The sequence below is a fragment of the Moritella sp. F3 genome (assembly GCF_015082335.1).
GTDB lineage: Bacteria > Pseudomonadota > Gammaproteobacteria > Enterobacterales > Moritellaceae > Moritella.
In genome coordinates, this window is record NZ_BLRL01000014.1 from 28,620 (window position 1) to 45,696 (window position 17,077).

14 protein-coding genes are annotated in these 17,077 nt (G+C 40.8%); 13 read left to right on the plus strand and 1 reads right to left on the minus strand.

Going from position 1 to position 17,077, the window contains the following annotated elements; all coding sequences use genetic code 11:
* The first annotated feature begins 110 nt into the window (after positions 1–110).
* From JFU56_RS18375 to JFU56_RS18430, 12 genes are all read left to right on the plus strand, one after another.
* Positions 111–2,939, plus strand: coding sequence for an HD domain-containing phosphohydrolase (locus JFU56_RS18375; RefSeq protein ID WP_242066016.1), 2,829 nt, complete (start codon positions 111–113; stop codon positions 2,937–2,939).
* A 253-nt stretch (positions 2,940–3,192) separates the two neighbouring features.
* A complete protein-coding gene (gene nirB, locus JFU56_RS18380) occupies positions 3,193–5,739 on the plus strand; it encodes a nitrite reductase large subunit NirB (protein WP_198438719.1) in 2,547 nt (848 codons plus the stop codon).
* A complete protein-coding gene (nirD, locus tag JFU56_RS18385) occupies positions 5,736–6,062 on the plus strand; it encodes a nitrite reductase small subunit NirD (protein ID WP_198438720.1) in 327 nt (108 codons plus the stop codon). Before nirB ends, nirD begins: the two co-directional genes overlap by 4 nt.
* Before the next feature lie 119 nt (positions 6,063–6,181).
* On the plus strand, positions 6,182–7,030 hold the full coding sequence (locus JFU56_RS18390) for a formate/nitrite transporter family protein (protein WP_198438721.1): 849 nt from the start codon (positions 6,182–6,184) through the stop codon (positions 7,028–7,030).
* Between the two features lie 239 nt (positions 7,031–7,269).
* Positions 7,270–8,553, plus strand: coding sequence for a DEAD/DEAH box helicase (locus JFU56_RS18395; RefSeq protein ID WP_198438722.1), 1,284 nt, complete (start codon positions 7,270–7,272; stop codon positions 8,551–8,553).
* 228 nt (positions 8,554–8,781) lie between these two features.
* The gene (locus tag JFU56_RS18400; RefSeq protein WP_198438723.1) at positions 8,782–9,732 is read left to right on the plus strand and encodes a metal-dependent hydrolase; all 951 of its coding nucleotides are present in this window, start codon (positions 8,782–8,784) and stop codon (positions 9,730–9,732) included.
* Between the two features lie 86 nt (positions 9,733–9,818).
* Positions 9,819–10,775: a c-type cytochrome gene (locus JFU56_RS18405; RefSeq protein WP_198438724.1), complete on the plus strand. Its 957-nt coding sequence runs from the start codon at positions 9,819–9,821 to the stop codon at positions 10,773–10,775.
* Between the two features lie 198 nt (positions 10,776–10,973).
* Positions 10,974–12,431, plus strand: a complete 1,458-nt coding sequence (locus JFU56_RS18410; protein ID WP_242066017.1) for a YcjX family protein — start codon at positions 10,974–10,976, stop codon at positions 12,429–12,431.
* The gene (locus tag JFU56_RS18415) at positions 12,428–13,477 is read left to right on the plus strand and encodes a TIGR01620 family protein (RefSeq protein WP_242066018.1); all 1,050 of its coding nucleotides are present in this window, start codon (positions 12,428–12,430) and stop codon (positions 13,475–13,477) included. The genes JFU56_RS18410 and JFU56_RS18415 overlap by 4 nt, the downstream gene beginning before the upstream one ends.
* A 223-nt stretch (positions 13,478–13,700) precedes the next feature.
* Positions 13,701–14,027, plus strand: a complete 327-nt coding sequence (locus JFU56_RS18420) for a DUF3302 domain-containing protein (protein ID WP_198438726.1) — start codon at positions 13,701–13,703, stop codon at positions 14,025–14,027.
* Complete coding sequence (locus JFU56_RS18425; RefSeq protein ID WP_198438727.1) at positions 14,027–14,986, plus strand: HlyD family secretion protein; 960 nt, start codon at positions 14,027–14,029, stop codon at positions 14,984–14,986. The genes JFU56_RS18420 and JFU56_RS18425 overlap by 1 nt, the downstream gene beginning before the upstream one ends.
* Positions 14,987–15,190: 204 nt before the next feature.
* A complete protein-coding gene (locus JFU56_RS18430; RefSeq protein ID WP_198438728.1) occupies positions 15,191–15,439 on the plus strand; it encodes a zinc ribbon domain-containing protein in 249 nt (82 codons plus the stop codon).
* An 8-nt stretch (positions 15,440–15,447) separates the two neighbouring features.
* On the opposite strand, the gene JFU56_RS18435 is transcribed toward JFU56_RS18430, so the two are convergent.
* Positions 15,448–16,200: a spermidine synthase gene (locus tag JFU56_RS18435; RefSeq protein ID WP_198438729.1), complete on the minus strand. Its 753-nt coding sequence runs from the start codon at positions 16,198–16,200 to the stop codon at positions 15,448–15,450.
* A 214-nt stretch (positions 16,201–16,414) separates the two neighbouring features.
* Between JFU56_RS18435 and JFU56_RS18440 the strand changes: the two genes are divergently transcribed.
* Complete coding sequence (locus JFU56_RS18440; protein WP_198438730.1) at positions 16,415–16,762, plus strand: DUF2956 domain-containing protein; 348 nt, start codon at positions 16,415–16,417, stop codon at positions 16,760–16,762.
* The last annotated feature ends 315 nt before the right edge of the window (positions 16,763–17,077 follow it).

A 17,077-nucleotide genomic window follows, 5' to 3' on the forward strand; every position in this document is an offset into this window, starting at 1 on the left:
AGAGCTGAAACTCTAATTTGTTCTTAATATATTCCCGCAATTTTTCGCTACTTATTGTTTTAGCTATACACTCGACCTATAAAAATCTTTATGGAAATATAAGTTGAGCGATGAAAGTAATATCTTTTAGGACGTATATCTCAGGTGTCTTTATTTTACTGTTTAGTATATTCAGTTTAACAATGATTGCGGCAGGGGTTAGTCACCTCGAATCAGAAAAAGAGATATTTTCTGCAGAAAATATAAAACGATACACCAGTACTCTGCAAGATCAGATCAAGCTTATTTCTAGTCCCGTGGTTACGCTACTTGATACGCTTGTCGTGACTGATCTCGTTGAAAGTAGTGAGTCTGATTTTAGTTGGTTAGCACCTATCGCGACTACTCTATATAAAAATCCGTATATAACCTCTTTATATGCTGCTAACCAATCGGGTAAATCAATATTTATCTATCGAGTAACACAAGATATGCAACGCTCACAGCGTGACATTCCTGAGGCTGCTAAGTTTAGCATTAACTTTAATCATACCAGCGGTCAACAACGTCGTGTGTTTTTGGACCAATATTTACAAGTAATCTCAAGAGTTTACTACGATAGCAATGGTTACGATCCAAGAACACGTCCTTGGTTTAAACAAACAATGCTTGATAGTCGAATCTTAATTTCAGAACCTTATCGATTTTATCCTTCTCAACAGCTCGGGATTACATTTTCACGCCGTTCACATGACGGGACTAGCGTTGTGGCTGCTGATTTTGATTACAAGTCATTATCACAAGTGACGAAAGATATGACTTATTCTAAGCATGCTGAAACATTTTTACTCACATCAACACAGGATTTAATTGCGAGTAATGGCAGCATCGATAATACCGATGCATTTATAGAAAATCGACCTGATTTAGCAGATGAGCTGATCGATTTAGATCGTTTAGACTCTTTGAAAACCGTGATTAAATTAATCACGGTTAATGGTGAATTATCTCGATTATTAATTACGCCGATTAACATCGGTAATAAACAAGATATTTATCTTATTAATCTGTTGAAAGAAAATGATTTCTTAGAAAAATCTATGCATGTTAGCTCATATTTAAGTGTTAGGAATATGCTGTTTCTTACTCTCTTCTTTTTTATTATCAGCATTTTATCGACAAGAAGGATCGCGAGACCGCTTATTTATCTAAATAAATCACTGCATAATATCCAGCGTTTTGAATATCAGCGTAAAAAATATAAAGTCTCTCATATCGCTGAAATCGACCAACTTAATGAAACGATGATACTCATGGAAAGTGTATTAATTGATTTCTTCAACAACCTTTATAGTGTTGCCCGTTCATCTCGTCCTGAAGAGTTATCGACTTCAATCGTTGAGCAAACGGAAGTCATCTTAACGGCCAGTAGCTGCCAATTATTTGTGAATAATCGGGACAATCGACAAGCATTTCATCTGACTGCAAATTCTGGAAATATGCCGGAATTTGCATTACAAACATTTATTAATCATAAACAATCGGTGCTTGATGAGCCTGTATATGAATTGTCATCAGCTGATGCAGACGTTATCTTTTTAACAGGGCGGTGCAAAACGGGGTTTATTATTCCTTTAATGAATCGTAAGGAACAAAGCATCGGGGCGTTAGTGATAGGCTTTGAAGGTGAAATAACGAAGAGTGCTTATGATCGCATACGGTTGGTGAGAAACTTTATTGGCTTTAATGAAATAGTGCTGGAACATTTAGAGAAAGAGCATGAGCAACAGGCTTTATTTCATTCTTTTGTAGAGATGACTGCAGCAGCGCTTGATACAAAATCACCTTATACGGGGGGGCATTGTCAACGAGTTCCTGAGATTACGGAAATGATTGCGAATGCGGCTGAATCGGATACAGGGGCTTTTGCTGATTTTTCATTAACATCGAAAAGCAGAGAAGAATTATTGGTTGCAGCTTGGTTACATGACTGTGGCAAGGTGACAACGCCTGATTACGTGATGGATAAAGCGACGAAACTTGAAACGGTATACGATCGTATTCATGAAATTCGCATGCGCTATGAAGTGTTAAAGCGTGATGCTGATATAACCTGTTTACAGTCGGTTGCGAATGGCATGAATAAAATCGAGGCTGAAGCTGCGTGCACAACCCTGAAAGAGACACTGGAAAGTGAGTTTGCTTTTATTGCGAGTTGTAACCTGGGGAGTGAATTTTTAGCGGCGGATAAACAAGTGCGTTTGGCCGAAATAGCAACACGTACTTGGGTAAGAACATTGCCTGATAATATCGGTATCTCTCAACAAACGTTAGCGAAAAAACGAACGAATGAGCAAGCGTTACCTGTTGTCGAAACGGTATTAGCAAATAAATATGAGCACCTTTTTGCGTGGGACGAAAAACAAAAGCAGGCTAATAATGGTAAGCGAGACTTTAAGATGGCTCAACCTGCTTATCGTTATAATCGTGGAGAATTACATAACTTAATGGTGCAGGCGGGCACGCTTACAGAGGAAGAACGCTACAATATTAACGATCATATTGTACAAACCTATGTCATGCTTGACCAGATAATGTATCCCGAGCATTTGAAAAATGTCCCATTAATCGCCGGTAGCCATCACGAGAAAATGAATGGGGAAGGGTATCCACTGAAATTAAAAGGTGAAGAGATCCCACTGGGTGGTAGAATGATTGCGGTGGCTGATATATTTGAGGCGTTGACAGCAAGTGATCGTCCTTATAAAACAGCCAAGAGGTTAAGCCAAGCATTAAAAATAATGGCATTTATGGTAAAAGACGAACACCTTGATCACGACGTCTTTGATTTATTCTTAACACACCAAGTTTATCAAGCTTATGCTGATCAATATTTAAAAACCGAACAGATTGATAATGTCGATATTGATAGGCTGAGAAGCATTTACTTCAAACTGTAACAAAATAACGAAAACACCCCTTGTACCAATTAAGGGGTAGTTGAATTACCGCGTTATGTCGTATTAAAATTACAAAATCACCATTTACTTCTGTTGACAAGTCCATTCACTATCAGTATTCGTTATTAAATTACGTTTAACTTCACACTTCTGCTCTCCTTCACATTAACTACATCTCAGAATTGATCCATGTCATATTTATCTATTAAGTAATACCTCAAAATACCTACATAATAAATATATAGGAATACTTATGAGCAAAGTCAGACTGGTTATTATCGGTAATGGTATGGTTGGCCACCGTTACATCGAAGATCTAGTAGAAAAAGCAGAAATTGAAAATTTTGATGTGACCGTGTTTTGTGAAGAACCACGTGTTGCCTATGATCGTGTCCACCTCTCTTCTTATTTCTCTCACCACACTGCAGATGAATTATCTTTAGTAAAAGAAGGGTTTTACGACAAGCATAATATCAATGTATTGATTGGTGAACGTGCGATTAATATTAACCGCTCGCAGAAAATAATTTATTCAAACTCAGGTCGTGAAATTAAGTACGACAAGTTAGTGATGGCGACAGGTTCAAAACCTTGGGTGCCGCCAATTAAAGGTAATGAAAGCAAAGACTGTTTTGTTTACCGTACAATCGAAGATTTAAAAACAATCGAAGCGACAGCAAAACGCAGTAAAAGCGGCGTTGTTATCGGCGGTGGTTTATTAGGACTTGAAGCTGCTGGTGCATTGAAAGCACTAGGTGTGGAAACACATGTAATTGAGTTCTCGCCAGTATTAATGGCAGAACAGCTTGACCGTGAGGGCGGTGAGCAACTACGTAAAAAAATTGAAAAACTGGGCGTGCAAGTACATACCAGCAAAAACACCTTAGAAATTGTTGCTGAAGGCGAAACGGCACGTAACACCATGATGTTTGCCGATGGTACCTCACTTGAAGTTGATTTCATCGTATTCTCAACGGGTATTCGCCCACAAGATAAACTGGCACACCAATCGGGCTTAGCAACAGGTCGTCGTGGTGGTATCACTATTGGTGACCATTGTGTGACGAGTGATAGCGATGTTTACGCCATTGGTGAGTGTGCATCTTGGAATGAACAATTCTTTGGTTTGGTTGCTCCGGGTTACAAAATGGCGCAAGTTGCTGTTGATCATCTATTAGGGAACGACAACGCATTTGAAGGCGCTGACATGAGCGCTAAGCTGAAACTGCTTGGTGTGAAAGTGGGTAGTATCGGCGATGCGAATGGCCGTACACCGGGTTGTAAGAGCTTTGTTTATCTTGATGAAACTGAAGAAGTATACAAACGTATTATTGTTTCTGAAGACGGCAAGAAGTTATTAGGTGCGGTATTAATCGGTGATACATCGGATTACGGTAGTCTATTACAACTTAAGCTTAACGATATTGACTTACCAGAACATCCAGATAGCTTGATCTTACCTGCGCACGCTGGTGGTGATAAACCTGCGATGGGTGCTGATTCATTACCTGATTCTGCTGTGCTTTGCTCTTGTTTTGATGTGACGAAAGGCAAAATTGCTGCGGCAGTTGCTGATGGTCATACAACAATGGGCGAAATCAAAGCGGTAACGAAAGCGGGTACAGGTTGTGGTGGTTGTGTACCACTTATTACCCAGGTGCTGAATGCTGAGTTAGCTAAATCAGGTATTGAAGTGAAAAACCATTTATGTGGACACTTTGAATATTCTCGCCAAGAGTTATTCCACTTGATTCGTATCGAAGGTATTAAAACGTTTGATGAGCTATTGACTAAATATGGTAAAGGTTACGGCTGTGAAGTATGTAAACCAACTGTCGGTTCAATCTTAGCGTCTTGCTGGGGTGACCATGTATTAAGTCGTGACAATGTTGGCCTGCAAGATACCAATGATAATTTCTTAGGTAATATGCAAAAAGACGGTACTTATTCAGTTATTCCACGTATGGCAGGTGGTGAAGTTACGCCGCAAGCATTGCTCGTACTGGCTGAAATCGCTGCTGAATATAACCTTTACACTAAAATTACTGGCGCGCAGCGTATTGGTTTATTTGGTGCGCACAAAGGTGACTTACCTGCAATTTGGAAAAAACTGATTGCAGCGGGTTATGAAACTGGCCAGGCGTATGCAAAAGCACTGCGTATGGCTAAAACATGTGTGGGTAGCACCTGGTGTCGTTTTGGTGTGCAAGACAGTGTTGGTTTGGGTGTGTTGCTTGAAAATCGCTACAAAGGTATCCGTACGCCACACAAAATGAAGTTTGGTGTATCAGGTTGTACCCGTGAGTGTGCTGAAGCACAGGGCAAAGATTTAGGTCTTATTGCGACTGACTCTGGTTGGAATATGTATGTGTGTGGTAACGGTGGTATGAACCCGCGTCACGCTGATTTATTAGCATCAGATTTAGATGAAGCAACACTGCTTAAATACATCGACCGTTTCTTAATGTTCTATGTACGTACAGCAGATAAGTTACAACGTACATCTGTATGGATGGATAATCTTGAAGGTGGTGTTGATTACTTACGTGAAGTCGTTGTTAACGACAAACTAGGCATTAATGAACAGCTCGAAACAGACATCAACAAACTGATCACTGAATTCAAATGTGAATGGTCTGAAGTTGTTGAGAGCGAAGAGCAACAAAAACGTTTCGCTCACTTCATTAACAGCGATGAGCAAGATAAGAACGTACGCTTTGTTACCGCACGTGACCAGCATCGTCCAGCAACTATCGCAGAAAAAGATACATACGCAATCACAGTGGGAGAGCACGCATGAGTAAATGGATTAAAGTTTGCCAACTAAACGACATCACAGCGAATACCGGTGTATGTGCATTGGTTAACGGTAAGCAAGTTGCTATCTTCCGTCCACGCGATAACGAAGAGCTATTTGCCATTGACAATATGGACCCGTTTGCTAAATCAAACGTGCTTTCACGCGGTCTTATTTGTGAGCATGACGCTGCGCTTTGGGTGGCTAGCCCACTGAAGAAGCAGCGCTTTAACTTAGCGACTGGTCAGTGTTTAGAAAATGATCTGGTGACACTTACGACGTATAAAGTACGTGTGAACAAAGATGCTGTCGAGGTTAATGCTTAAGATGCGTTGAGTGAATAGCGACAAAATTTTATAGTTCAAGGGTTCTAGTCACCCAAAGGCTAGAACCTTTTCCTATACGATTTTACTTTTAATTTGAAATACCTTTTTGGAGTTTTTATATGTCTGCTTTAAAACCTGCTGAATTTGTTCAGACCATGATTGATGTTGGCGAAGCTAAAATTCGCACTAGTAGTAGGGACCTTGTTTTACGTGGCACCATGGCTGGTATTATTCTTTCTTTAGCCGTTGTTGTGGCGATCACTGCTATGGTGCAAACCGGTGTCGGCCTGGTTGGTGCGTTAGTTTTCCCCGTTGGTTTTTGTATTCTAAGTTTAATGGGTTATGACCTGTTAACGGGTGTTTTTGGTCTTGCGCCATTGGCTAAATTTGATAAGCGTAGCGGTATTACTTGGGGCCGCATTCTGCGTTGTTGGGGCTTTATTGGTTTAGGTAACTTGATTGGTTCACTCATCGTTGCTTTCCTTATCGCGCTTATATTTACGACTAACTTCAGCGTTGAAGCCGGTGCTGTAGGGCAGAAGTTCATTGGCGCTACAATGGCGCGAACCGTTGGCTATGCTGAACATGGTTTTGACGGTTGGATTACTGTCTTTGTTAAAGGTATTTTGTGTAACCTGATGGTTTGTTTAGGTGTTATTGGTAATATGACGGCTCGTTCTGTGGCTGGTAAAATTGCGGCAATGTGGCTGCCAATCTTTATCTTCTTCTCGTTAGTATTTGAGCATGCTGTTGTAAACATGTTCCTATTCCCACTGGGTATGTTATTAGGCGCTGATGTTGGTGTTGCTACCTGGTTAAATTGGAACCTTATTCCAACGCTGTTAGGCAACCTTGTTGGTGGTCTACTATTCACATGTCTTCCGTTATATCTAACGCACGCAAAAACAGCACCTGCATTAACTGATGAGGCTGAAACTGCACCAGTGGGTCAAACAGCTAAAGCATAATCATGCTTTGATTTGCATAGTTTAGAATAATTGATAAACGCCTCCTTGTATTCGTCATGAATGAAGGAGGCGTTTTTGTTTATAAATAGAAACCAATCGCTAGTCGAATGGTTTTTTTATATCCAATGCTTAGTTGAGCGATCCTTAAAATCATTGCTTTATCGAGTTTATCTGCAATCTTGTAAGACTTCTGCTAAACTGCGCGACATATCGTTTTTGTTGTGTTTAGTAAGGTCATTATGGGTTTTTCTGCTTTAAATCTTAATCAAAATTTAATTAATACTGTTACCAAGTTAGGCTATGAAACGCCTACACCAATTCAAGCTCAGGCTATTCCGGCAATTCTGGAAGGGCGTGATATTATGGGTGGTGCACAGACTGGTACAGGTAAAACAGCTGCGTTTGCATTGCCCATTATTCACCTGTTAACAGCTAACGCATCAGAAGCAACAGCGAAAAAACAAATACGAGCATTGGTATTGACACCAACGCGTGAATTGTCACAACAAGTACATAAAAGCTTTGAAACATACAGCGAAGATAGCGGACTAACTGCTGCACTTGCGTATGGTGGTGTGAGCATTAACCCACAAGTTAAAGCATTGGCTCAAGGTGCGGACATTTTAGTCGCAACACCTGGTCGTTTATTGGATCTATTAGATCGTGAAACGCTGACGCTTGAGTTTGTTGAAAAGATTGTATTCGATGAAGCTGACCGTATGCTAGATATGGGCTTTATGGAAGAAATTCGCCGCATCTTAAAACATCTACCGAAAAAACGTCAGACGATGTTGTTCTCGGCAACATTTGATGATGCGATCTTTAAGTTAAGCAAAAGCTTATTACGTGATCCTTTACTGGTTGAAGTCGATACGCGTAACGCGGCGGCTGAGCAAGTAGAACAAATATTTTATGCTGTCGATACGGATCGTAAGCGTGAATTAACGTCTTACTTGATTGGTTCTCGCAATTGGCGTCAAGTACTTATCTTTACGCGTACTAAGCAGGGCGCAGATAGCCTAGCAAAAGAAATGTGTAAAGATGGTATTAAGACAATCGCGGTACACGGTGATAAATCACAGGGCGCACGTGAACGTGGTCTTGAAGATTTTAAAACGGGTAAAGTACGCGCATTGGTAGCAACTGATGTTGCTGCTCGAGGTCTTGATATCGAACAGCTTAAACATGTAATCAACTTTGAATTACCGTTTAAAGCGGAAGACTACATTCACCGTATCGGTCGTACAGGTCGTGCTGGTTTATCTGGTACTGCAACGTCTTTAGTAAGCATCGGTGAAAACTGGTTGTTAGAAGAGATTGAAACTCTGCTTGATACCCGTTTAGTGGCGCAATGGTTACCAGGTTATGAACCTGACCTGAGCAAGCCAGTTGACGACGGTCGTAATGGCGGCGGTAAAAGTAAAGGCAATGGCCGTACTGACGATAAACGTCGTGCTAAAAACCGCTCTTACGGTAAGAAAACGAATAACCGAGCGAAGAAAGACGTCAAACCTAGTCGTTAGGAAAGTTGCTAGATAAAGTTAATAATTGTATTTAGCACCTACCACTAGATTCGTTATATGAATGGCTAAGGTTGAGAGACCTTAGCCATTTTTGTTTATCACAACCCTTCAAAACTTGCTCCGCAGATAAAATGCGATTAGTTTAACTACTATATTAAAGATAGTGCTCAACAGCGTATCTAATATAGTACTTATATAGAACTCAAGATTTTTACGTTAGGAACAGCGATGGACTCAGTAACTCAAATCGTATTAGGTGGCGCTATTGGTGCTGCCATCGGACACAAACAACTTGGTCGTAGTGCTATTGTTATCGGTGGTGTGTTAGGTACGTTACCTGATCTAGATGTATTTATGCCTGCCGCAGATGCTGTAGCTAGCTTTACTGAACATCGTAGTTTCTCACATTCCTTGTTTGTGCTATTTCCTTTTGCGTTTATCTGTTTTGCGGTGCTTAAGTTTAGCCTCAGGTTTAAATTCAAAACAGATGTAATTTCTAATCAACGATTATTTTGGCTGTGTTGTCTAACGTTAATCACGCACCCTCTGCTCGACGCATTTACCAGCTATGGTACGCAATTGTTTTGGCCATTAGACGGACATCCGATTTCTATCGCGTCGATATTTGTTATTGATCCTTTGTATACCATCCCGTTGTTAGTTGGTTGTGTCTATTTGTGGCGCAGTAAAGGTAGTGATGAGAGTAAGCAAAAGGCGATGCGGGTTAATCATATTGGTTTGTTGCTCAGCAGTGGTTATTTGTTACTGAGTGTATTAATACAAAACCAAATGCAAAATAAAGTCGATACAGCCTTACAAGCGCAAGGTATCCCTGCGTCTAAAGTATTTCTCTCCCCGCTTTATCCAAGTCTTAACTGGTGGATAGCTGTCGTTGTCGATGACGGTATTTATTATGATGTAACACTGAATGTACTTACTAATACGTTAGCGATATCGGAACAACAAAATCTCGGTTTTGGTGTAATCGATGTTACTACACCAGCATTAACCTCGCTTGATTGGTTTACCAATGGGTTTATTCGCTTAGAAGAGGTTGAAGGGCTATTGGTTGCCACAGACCTGAGAATCAAAACCGGCCATGTTGGTTATGCTTTCAAGTTCGCGTTAGCAGAAAAGGAAATTGATGGTTGGAAAGAAATTCCGCCACTAAGACTCTAAGGCGTATTCATCTTCTATTCAGGTTATTTGGCTATACTCTCGTCATAAGTTAAAACCTAAATATAATAAAAACACATGGATAGAAGATGAAAAAACAACATTTATTACTTACTGCTAGTCTATTATTTGCTACATCGGCGATGGCTGACAATAACATACCTAATGCACCTGGGTGGTCAACACCTGCTCGAGGGAGTGCAATGTCAGAGATTGTTGATGCCACTGTGAAGCGCCAACTTGAAGGCAGTGCTGTCAGCTACACTCAAACAGAAATTGACAACAAATTTAGCGCACCTGATTGGTTCCCTCAGCAGCACGAACCTATGCCTGATATTGTCCAGTTTGGCAAAAAACCAAAAGTGTGGGCTTGTGCATCTTGTCATTTAGCTTCAGGAACAGGTCATCCAGAATCATCAACATTAGCTGGGTTGTCTGCAAATTACATGACTGAGCAGTTAAAGGCATTTGCATCGGGTGAGCGTGTTGATTATAGCGGTCACATGAACCGCATGGCCGCCTTGATGACAGAGGCGGAGATGATTGACGCATCAAGATGGTTTGCAAGTCTTCCTACGCAGCAATTTATTACGGTAAAGGAAGTCGAAACTGTTGCGAGTACGTACGTTGATAAAACCAGAATGCGCCAAGTCGACACTACTACGCCATCGCAAGAACCAATTAATAATCGTATTATCGAAGTCCCTGTAGATAAAGAACTGGTACATAAGCGCGCACCAGTAAGCGAGTTTATTAGCTATGTACCAGTGGGCAGTATTAACCGTGGTAAAAACCTAGTTCAAACGGGAGGAGGTAAAACCATCCCTTGCATGAGCTGTCATGGCGCTGACTTATCCGGTTCAGACATTGGTCCTGCAATAGCGGGGAATTTTGGTATTTATACTGTGCGCCAATTACACGGGTTCAAATCAAATACGCGTAACGGAGCGCAGTCTGCGATGATGCAGCCTGTTGTCGCCAATCTTTCTGATGCTGATATGGTGGATATTGCAGCCTATCTCAGTTCAGTTTCAATTAAGCTATAAGACGACTAATTTTCTCATCGTTTCCCCTTAACGACTCTTATAATAGATGAATTAAATATAACGAAATGTGTGCTTGATTCATCTGCCATTCAGCTTGTTTGGGTATACTTCTTATCTATAGTAAACTAATTGTTAATAGCAACAGTGACCCTGTTTGTAATGGTACAGTTCTCCTTCCTTTAATCATGAAGTAGGTATATGAGAGACTCAGACAAAAAGTTTTCAAAGTTAATCAGCAAAGCATCTCGTAAAGCAACATCACTGAAAGAAGATGGGCTTGCGAGCATTGCTAAGCTGCAGAACCGTTATTTTTGTATCGGTATAACAGGCTTGAGTAAAAGTGGTAAATCGACCTTTATCACCAGTTTAATAAATCAATTAATGCACCATGAAAAAGCCAGCTTAGCGGGTTTTTCACCGGTATTGAGTGAGCGTTTGCTCGGCGTGAAAATGCACCCGTTAGCAGATAGCAGTATGCCGGTATTTCCGTATGAGCAGAACTACCAAAGCTTGACGCAAGCACAAGCCAAGTGGCCAGCGTCAACAACAGATAGTAGTGGTTGTTTACTTGAATTGAGATTGTCGCGTGCAGGGCGCCGCTTAAACCCGCTAAAAGCAGAGCAGTTTTCTCTGTTCTTAGAAATTCGTGATTATCCTGGTGAATGGCTACTCGATTTACCGTTACGTGAAATGAGCTTTTCACGTTGGAGTGAACAGTGCCAAGGACAATATCAAGCATCGCCACGACGTGAGTTAATGGGGCCTTTATTTGACGAATTAAGTCAGTTAGACCCGTTATCGATTGTAGACGAAAGTGTATTGAAATCGCTAAATGCGAAGTTTGTACAGTTTTTACATGACTGTAAATATAAGCACAGCAGCTTAAGCTTGATCCAACCTGGGCGATTCTTATTACCTGGGTCGGTAGAAAACAGCGAACTGTTAAACTTCGTGCCGTTACTTGGCTGCCATAAATACAGTGAAGATACGTTGAGTGATGCCGCTGAAAACAGTTATTACAAGTATTGTCTGCGCAACTACAAAGGTTATGTAAAAGAATTAGTAGACCCCTTTTATAAGCACTTTTTTAGTCGTATTGATCGCCAGTTAGTGCTGGTGGATGTGGTGAATACTTTAAACGCAGGGCCTGATTATCTTGATGATATGCGCCAAGCTTTGACCAGTATTACTGAAAGCTTTTCGTACGGTAGCCAAAATAGATTCGCACAATTATTTAAACCTAAGATCGACAAGGTTGTTTTTGCAGCGACTAAGATCGATCAGGTATTGAGTGAAGATCACGATGCAGTGCGCCAATTATTGGGCGTGATTGTTAAACAAGCTTATAAAAGTGCGCAGCATGAAGGTGTGCAGCCAATTTGTGAAGCTACAGCTGCAGTACGTTCTTCTAAAGAGATAAAGCATCAAGGCGATCGTGGTATTGCAGGGTGTGGTGTAAATGGCAAACAGATTGGTTATATTCACCCGACCATACCCACGCGGATACCTGAAGGGCAGCAGTGGCAGCCATTTTTAGATTGGCAAATACCCTTGTTAAATCCGCCACAAGGATTGTCGTTTAGTAATCAAGATGTATTACCACACATTCGTATTGACAGTATTTTAAATGAATTAGTAGGGGACAAATGCCTATGAACAGACAAACAGTAGATAATGTGACACGTAGCCAAGGTAAAACTATCGATATGCAAGCAGATGACGGTGTTGCTACAGTGAGCCGTGAAGCGAAAATATTTATGCCCGATCTTGATAATAATTTGAGCCAAGTGCCGGCATCGATTACTGCAGAAGATACCGTTGACGATAGTTATCGAGGGCTCACTCTTGAAGCATTACCAATTAAAGGGCTTAAATCATTTGTGATTGGCGTTGCGAGTATTTTTGGTGTGATGTCGCTATGGCAAATTTATAGTATTTTTCAAAGCGTGTTAGCGTTTCATTGGATCGCGGCCGCAGGCTTTGCTGGCTTGGTTATTATTGTTGCTATGTTGGCATTACGTAGCGTATTTAGCTTCATGTCTGATAAAGAAAACATGGCAGCGTTAGCTGGTATCCAAGATAAAGCGGAGCAACTTAAAACGACGAATGATGTTGGTCAAGCTAAAGCTTTAATAACCAAGTTATCGCAGTTTTACCAAGATAAACCACAGGCACCCTTGCTGGCTAAAAGCATTAAAACTATGCCGGACTACAGTAGTGATAAAGAAGCTATCGCGCATCTTGAAAATGTGTTTTTAGCACCACTAGATAAAGAAGCTTTACGCCGAGTATCAAAATACAGTGTGCAAACGGGTGTCGTGGTTGCTGCGAGTCCGTGGGCAGCCGTTGATATGCTGCTAGCCTTGTGGCGCAGCATGAAAATGATTGATGAAGTTGGGCAGGTATATGGCATGCGTCCGTCTTTAGCTAATCGCTATAAATTGTTGAAAAGCGTCATGCGTTATTTAGCATTAATTGGGGTGAGTGAGCTTGCCCTTGATGAAATGCTACAAGAATTTGGTACCACTAGCTTAGCGGGGATCTCTGGGGCACGTTTGAGCCAAGGTGTTGGCGCTGGTGTCTATACCGCGCGTATTGGCTTAGCGGCGGTAACGGCATGTAGACCCATTAGTTTTTCAGCAGACAAGAAACCAAAACTGAAGGACTTTATAAAACGTATTGTGCAACGTATGAATGGTTAATTTCTGCGGATATTAAATTGTTTACTTCTCGTTAATCCTCTCTGATATGGTCTATCATTGAAGCTTATAGCGTTAATTATATTATTGTTTTGTCTGTGTTTATGACGGTTTAATAATCGCTTCAATGACAGGTTTAATAATAGATTTAGCGATAGGTTTAATGGTAGGCTTATCACTTCTTACAAGAAGTAAGAACGTTTCTGAGCGATTAAAGGAGTTAATTATGTTGGAATACGTTGCACTGGTCATACTGGTGTTTGTTGCTATTGTACTTTTTTACGGTGTCATTGTCATACATGATATTCCTTATGAAATTGCTGTACACCGAAACCATCCTCATCAAGATGCAATCCATGTTGCAGGCTGGGTTAGTCTCTTCACCTTACATGTACTCTGGCCATTTTTGTGGATTTGGGCAACCTTATACCGCACCGACCGTGGTTGGGGATTCTCTGATGGCCATTCAAGTAAAGACCATATCGAAAAGTTAGAGTTAGAACTAACTGAAGTGAAACAACGTCTTAATGCGTTAGAAGGAGGGAGTGAATAATGGATTTATTACTCATATTAACGTATACCGCTTTTTGTATCGCTATCTTTAAAATCTTTAAGATCCCACTGAATAAATGGAGTGTACCAACAGCAGTGCTTGGTGGCATTATCTTGATTGGTGGTCTGGTATTTACCATGAACTACAATCATCCGTTTTCAGAAATTAGCCGAGAATACTATGTCACAACCCCGATTGTGCCAGCAGTTAATGGCAATGTGATTGAAGTGCCGGTTGAACCTAATCAATTATTGATGAAAGGTGACGTACTTTTCAAATTAGATCCAAAACCATTCCAAGACAAACTTGATTCAATTGAAGCTAATCTCGTTGTGGCGACGTCAGACTTTAAACGTGCTAAAGAGCTGTATCGCAAAGGTATTGGTAAACAACGTGATGTAGATCTTACCCGTGGTCAAGTTGATGATTTAACAGCTAAGCGTGAATTGGCGTTATTTGATCTTGATAGTACGGTTGTCCGTGCACCTACCGATGGTTATGTGGTGCAACAAGCATTACGTCCAGGTATGCGTGCTGTGAGCCTGCCTTTACGTCCTGTGATGGTGTTCAAGCATAAAGATGATAAGAACCTTGTTGGTTGGTATCGTCAAAACAGCATGCTGCGTCTTGAAAAAGGCTCTAAAGCTGAGGTGATCTTTGACGGTTTACCGGGTAAAGTGTTTAGCGCGAAAGTCATTGGTGCAATTCCTGCTATTCCAGAAGGTCAGATCCAAGCCTCAGGCACGTTAATATCTGTGCAAACAGCCCGTTTCCCTGGTCGTATTCCCGTGTTATTTGAAATTGATGATCCGCGTTTCGAGCAATACAGCGATGTGATGATGGGTGGCGCATATGGTCAAACGGCTATTTACTCTACGCATTTTGAACATGTGGCTATTATGCGAAAAATCTTGCTACGTATGGCATCGTGGATGAACTACTTCTTCCCATTCCATTAATGCTGTTTAGTTAGGTATGTATTTGTTAGAAATGTACGACTAGCTAATATGATGATTTAAAGGGGCTGTAGCTTATTACAGCCCCTTTTTTGTATTTTTATTAAGCTTGCACCTGTATTAAGGCTATATCTTTATGGGTATGGTAAAGTGAGCGTCACGATCAGTGTATCTGCCACTAGAAGAACTATCACTAGGAATCTCACTATGACCACTCCAACTATTTCAAATCTAAATGAAAATAACTGTAATCAATGTCATGACTCACTTGTGTGGAAAGCTGGGCTGTATCATTGTGTTAATTGTAATCTGGATTACCAGAAGATTAGCTTCTGCCCTGATTGTAATGCCGAACTTGAAAAGCTACAGGCGTGTGGTGCGGCAAGTTATTTTTGTAATGCCTGCAACTCACTCAAATCGAAAAGCCGTGTGAATCATCAGTTTTTAACTACTTAAGTTATCACTTAACAAGCTAAGAGTAATTCGGCATAACGTTCCATCGGAATATTAATCTTCTCTTGTAACCATTTACTTTTAAGCTGTAGATCTTCTCTTTTTATCGAGGGGATATCGTTCTTGAATGCAAGTACGATCGCGTTGCTACTGTCTACGTCGAAACTCAGTAGTTGGTTGTCAAATTCCTGCGCGAGTAATGCATCTAACTCTTTTTGTAATTCAAATGTTGTATGGCAGATATTGAGTACGAGGACACCTTGTTCATTGAGCGCATTTTTACAGTCACGTAAGTAAGATGCTTGTACTTGTTTCGGTTCCATGCCTTCTGAGTTGTATAGATCTGAAAAGATAATATCGCTTTTCACGTCGGTGTTTTTCATGTAATTGACAGCATCGTCGATATGAATGACGAGACGATCTGTTTCGGGTAAGTAGAAGTATTCTTTTGCTGTCTTAGCGACTGCTTCACGGTATTCAACCGCGTGCACGTTCAACTCGGGGAAGCTATTGAGTAAGTTCTTTGCCATTGAGCCAGCGCCGAGCCCCATGATGGTCGCTGTTGTTACTGTGGGAGTAAAAAATAATCCCGCCATCATAGCCTTGGTGTAACCTAGGGGTAATCCATTAATGTTATTTAGTTTCATGCAACTTTGATAGATTTTCCCATCAAAGCTAAGAATGCGGCTGTTCTTTGTTTCGTAAACATAAATGGGGCCGTGCTCATCGACGATTGATGAGATACAGGTTCCTTTGATATCCATGGTATTTTAATACCTCTTAAATACGGGCATATAGCTGGTGGGGCATTATAACGGAAAAGCGGGGGAGGTCTTTCTTTTTTCCAATTACCTGAAACCATCGAGCAATCTTACCCATTTCGTCTTGCTAACTTGCAACATAGACCTGAGTTATTTATCATCACGTTAACTGAGCTAATAGTACTGAATTAACAGTGCTGAATGAAGAGTAAATTCCATGACACAGAAAGCATCAACAGAAGTGCAAGCTGAATCGACACGCATTGCTAACGGTATTAAAAAACCGGGTCAAAACCGCGAACAGACTAAATTGATCGCAGCAGGTATCGAGAAGGGTATCGCTGAATACAAAAAACAGCATAAGGCTAAATCTCGCCAGCTTGATAAACAGAAGAAACAAAAAATCAGATCGAATGCAGCGGCAGCAGAGCAAGAAAGTAATGTTGAGATTGAAAGTGAGCAAAAGCAAGTAGGGTCAAGCAGACTGCCTTGGGCATTGTTAGCGTTAAGCTGGGCTGGTTTCGCTGGTTACCTTGTACAAAATGGCGTGCTTGTCATAGGTTAAATATTACCTTTCCAGTTAATTTCCGACCAGCGGCTTAGGGTGCCACCTAAGCCGTTCCTGCCTCTGAACTACTTAGATCTTCTACTCATGCACGTTCTATGAATTGAGATTTACCATACATTTTAATCGATATATTTATGTGTCTATCTTTATGCTAAAACTGGCGTGATATACAGGTATAATTAAATTGACTTATAGAGACCCCTATAAATAAAAATCTCAATTTTGCGGAATAAAGCACTCAACTTCTGATTAGATAAAATTATGTAATGCATTGATTTATAGGTTGGTTTAAGATGTTATTTAAATATTTTA

Bases quoted from the DNA above. Each gene is read 5' to 3' on its own strand.
- JFU56_RS18400 (WP_198438723.1), top strand. From the start codon at position 8,782: ATGGACTCAGTAACTCAAATCGTATTAGGTGGCGCTATTGGTGCTGCC.
- JFU56_RS18435 (WP_198438729.1), bottom strand. From the start codon at position 16,200: ATGGATATCAAAGGAACCTGTATCTCATCAATCGTCGATGAGCACGGC.
- JFU56_RS18430 (WP_198438728.1), top strand. From the start codon at position 15,191: ATGACCACTCCAACTATTTCAAATCTAAATGAAAATAACTGTAATCAA.
- JFU56_RS18420 (WP_198438726.1), top strand. From the start codon at position 13,701: ATGTTGGAATACGTTGCACTGGTCATACTGGTGTTTGTTGCTATTGTA.
- JFU56_RS18440 (WP_198438730.1), top strand. From the start codon at position 16,415: ATGACACAGAAAGCATCAACAGAAGTGCAAGCTGAATCGACACGCATT.
- JFU56_RS18405 (WP_198438724.1), top strand. From the start codon at position 9,819: ATGAAAAAACAACATTTATTACTTACTGCTAGTCTATTATTTGCTACA.
- JFU56_RS18395 (WP_198438722.1), top strand. From the start codon at position 7,270: ATGGGTTTTTCTGCTTTAAATCTTAATCAAAATTTAATTAATACTGTT.
- JFU56_RS18390 (WP_198438721.1), top strand. From the start codon at position 6,182: ATGTCTGCTTTAAAACCTGCTGAATTTGTTCAGACCATGATTGATGTT.
- nirB (WP_198438719.1), top strand. From the start codon at position 3,193: ATGAGCAAAGTCAGACTGGTTATTATCGGTAATGGTATGGTTGGCCAC.
- JFU56_RS18375 (WP_242066016.1), top strand. From the start codon at position 111: ATGAAAGTAATATCTTTTAGGACGTATATCTCAGGTGTCTTTATTTTA.
- JFU56_RS18415 (WP_242066018.1), top strand. From the start codon at position 12,428: ATGAACAGACAAACAGTAGATAATGTGACACGTAGCCAAGGTAAAACT.
- nirD (WP_198438720.1), top strand. From the start codon at position 5,736: ATGAGTAAATGGATTAAAGTTTGCCAACTAAACGACATCACAGCGAAT.
- JFU56_RS18425 (WP_198438727.1), top strand. From the start codon at position 14,027: ATGGATTTATTACTCATATTAACGTATACCGCTTTTTGTATCGCTATC.
- JFU56_RS18410 (WP_242066017.1), top strand. From the start codon at position 10,974: ATGAGAGACTCAGACAAAAAGTTTTCAAAGTTAATCAGCAAAGCATCT.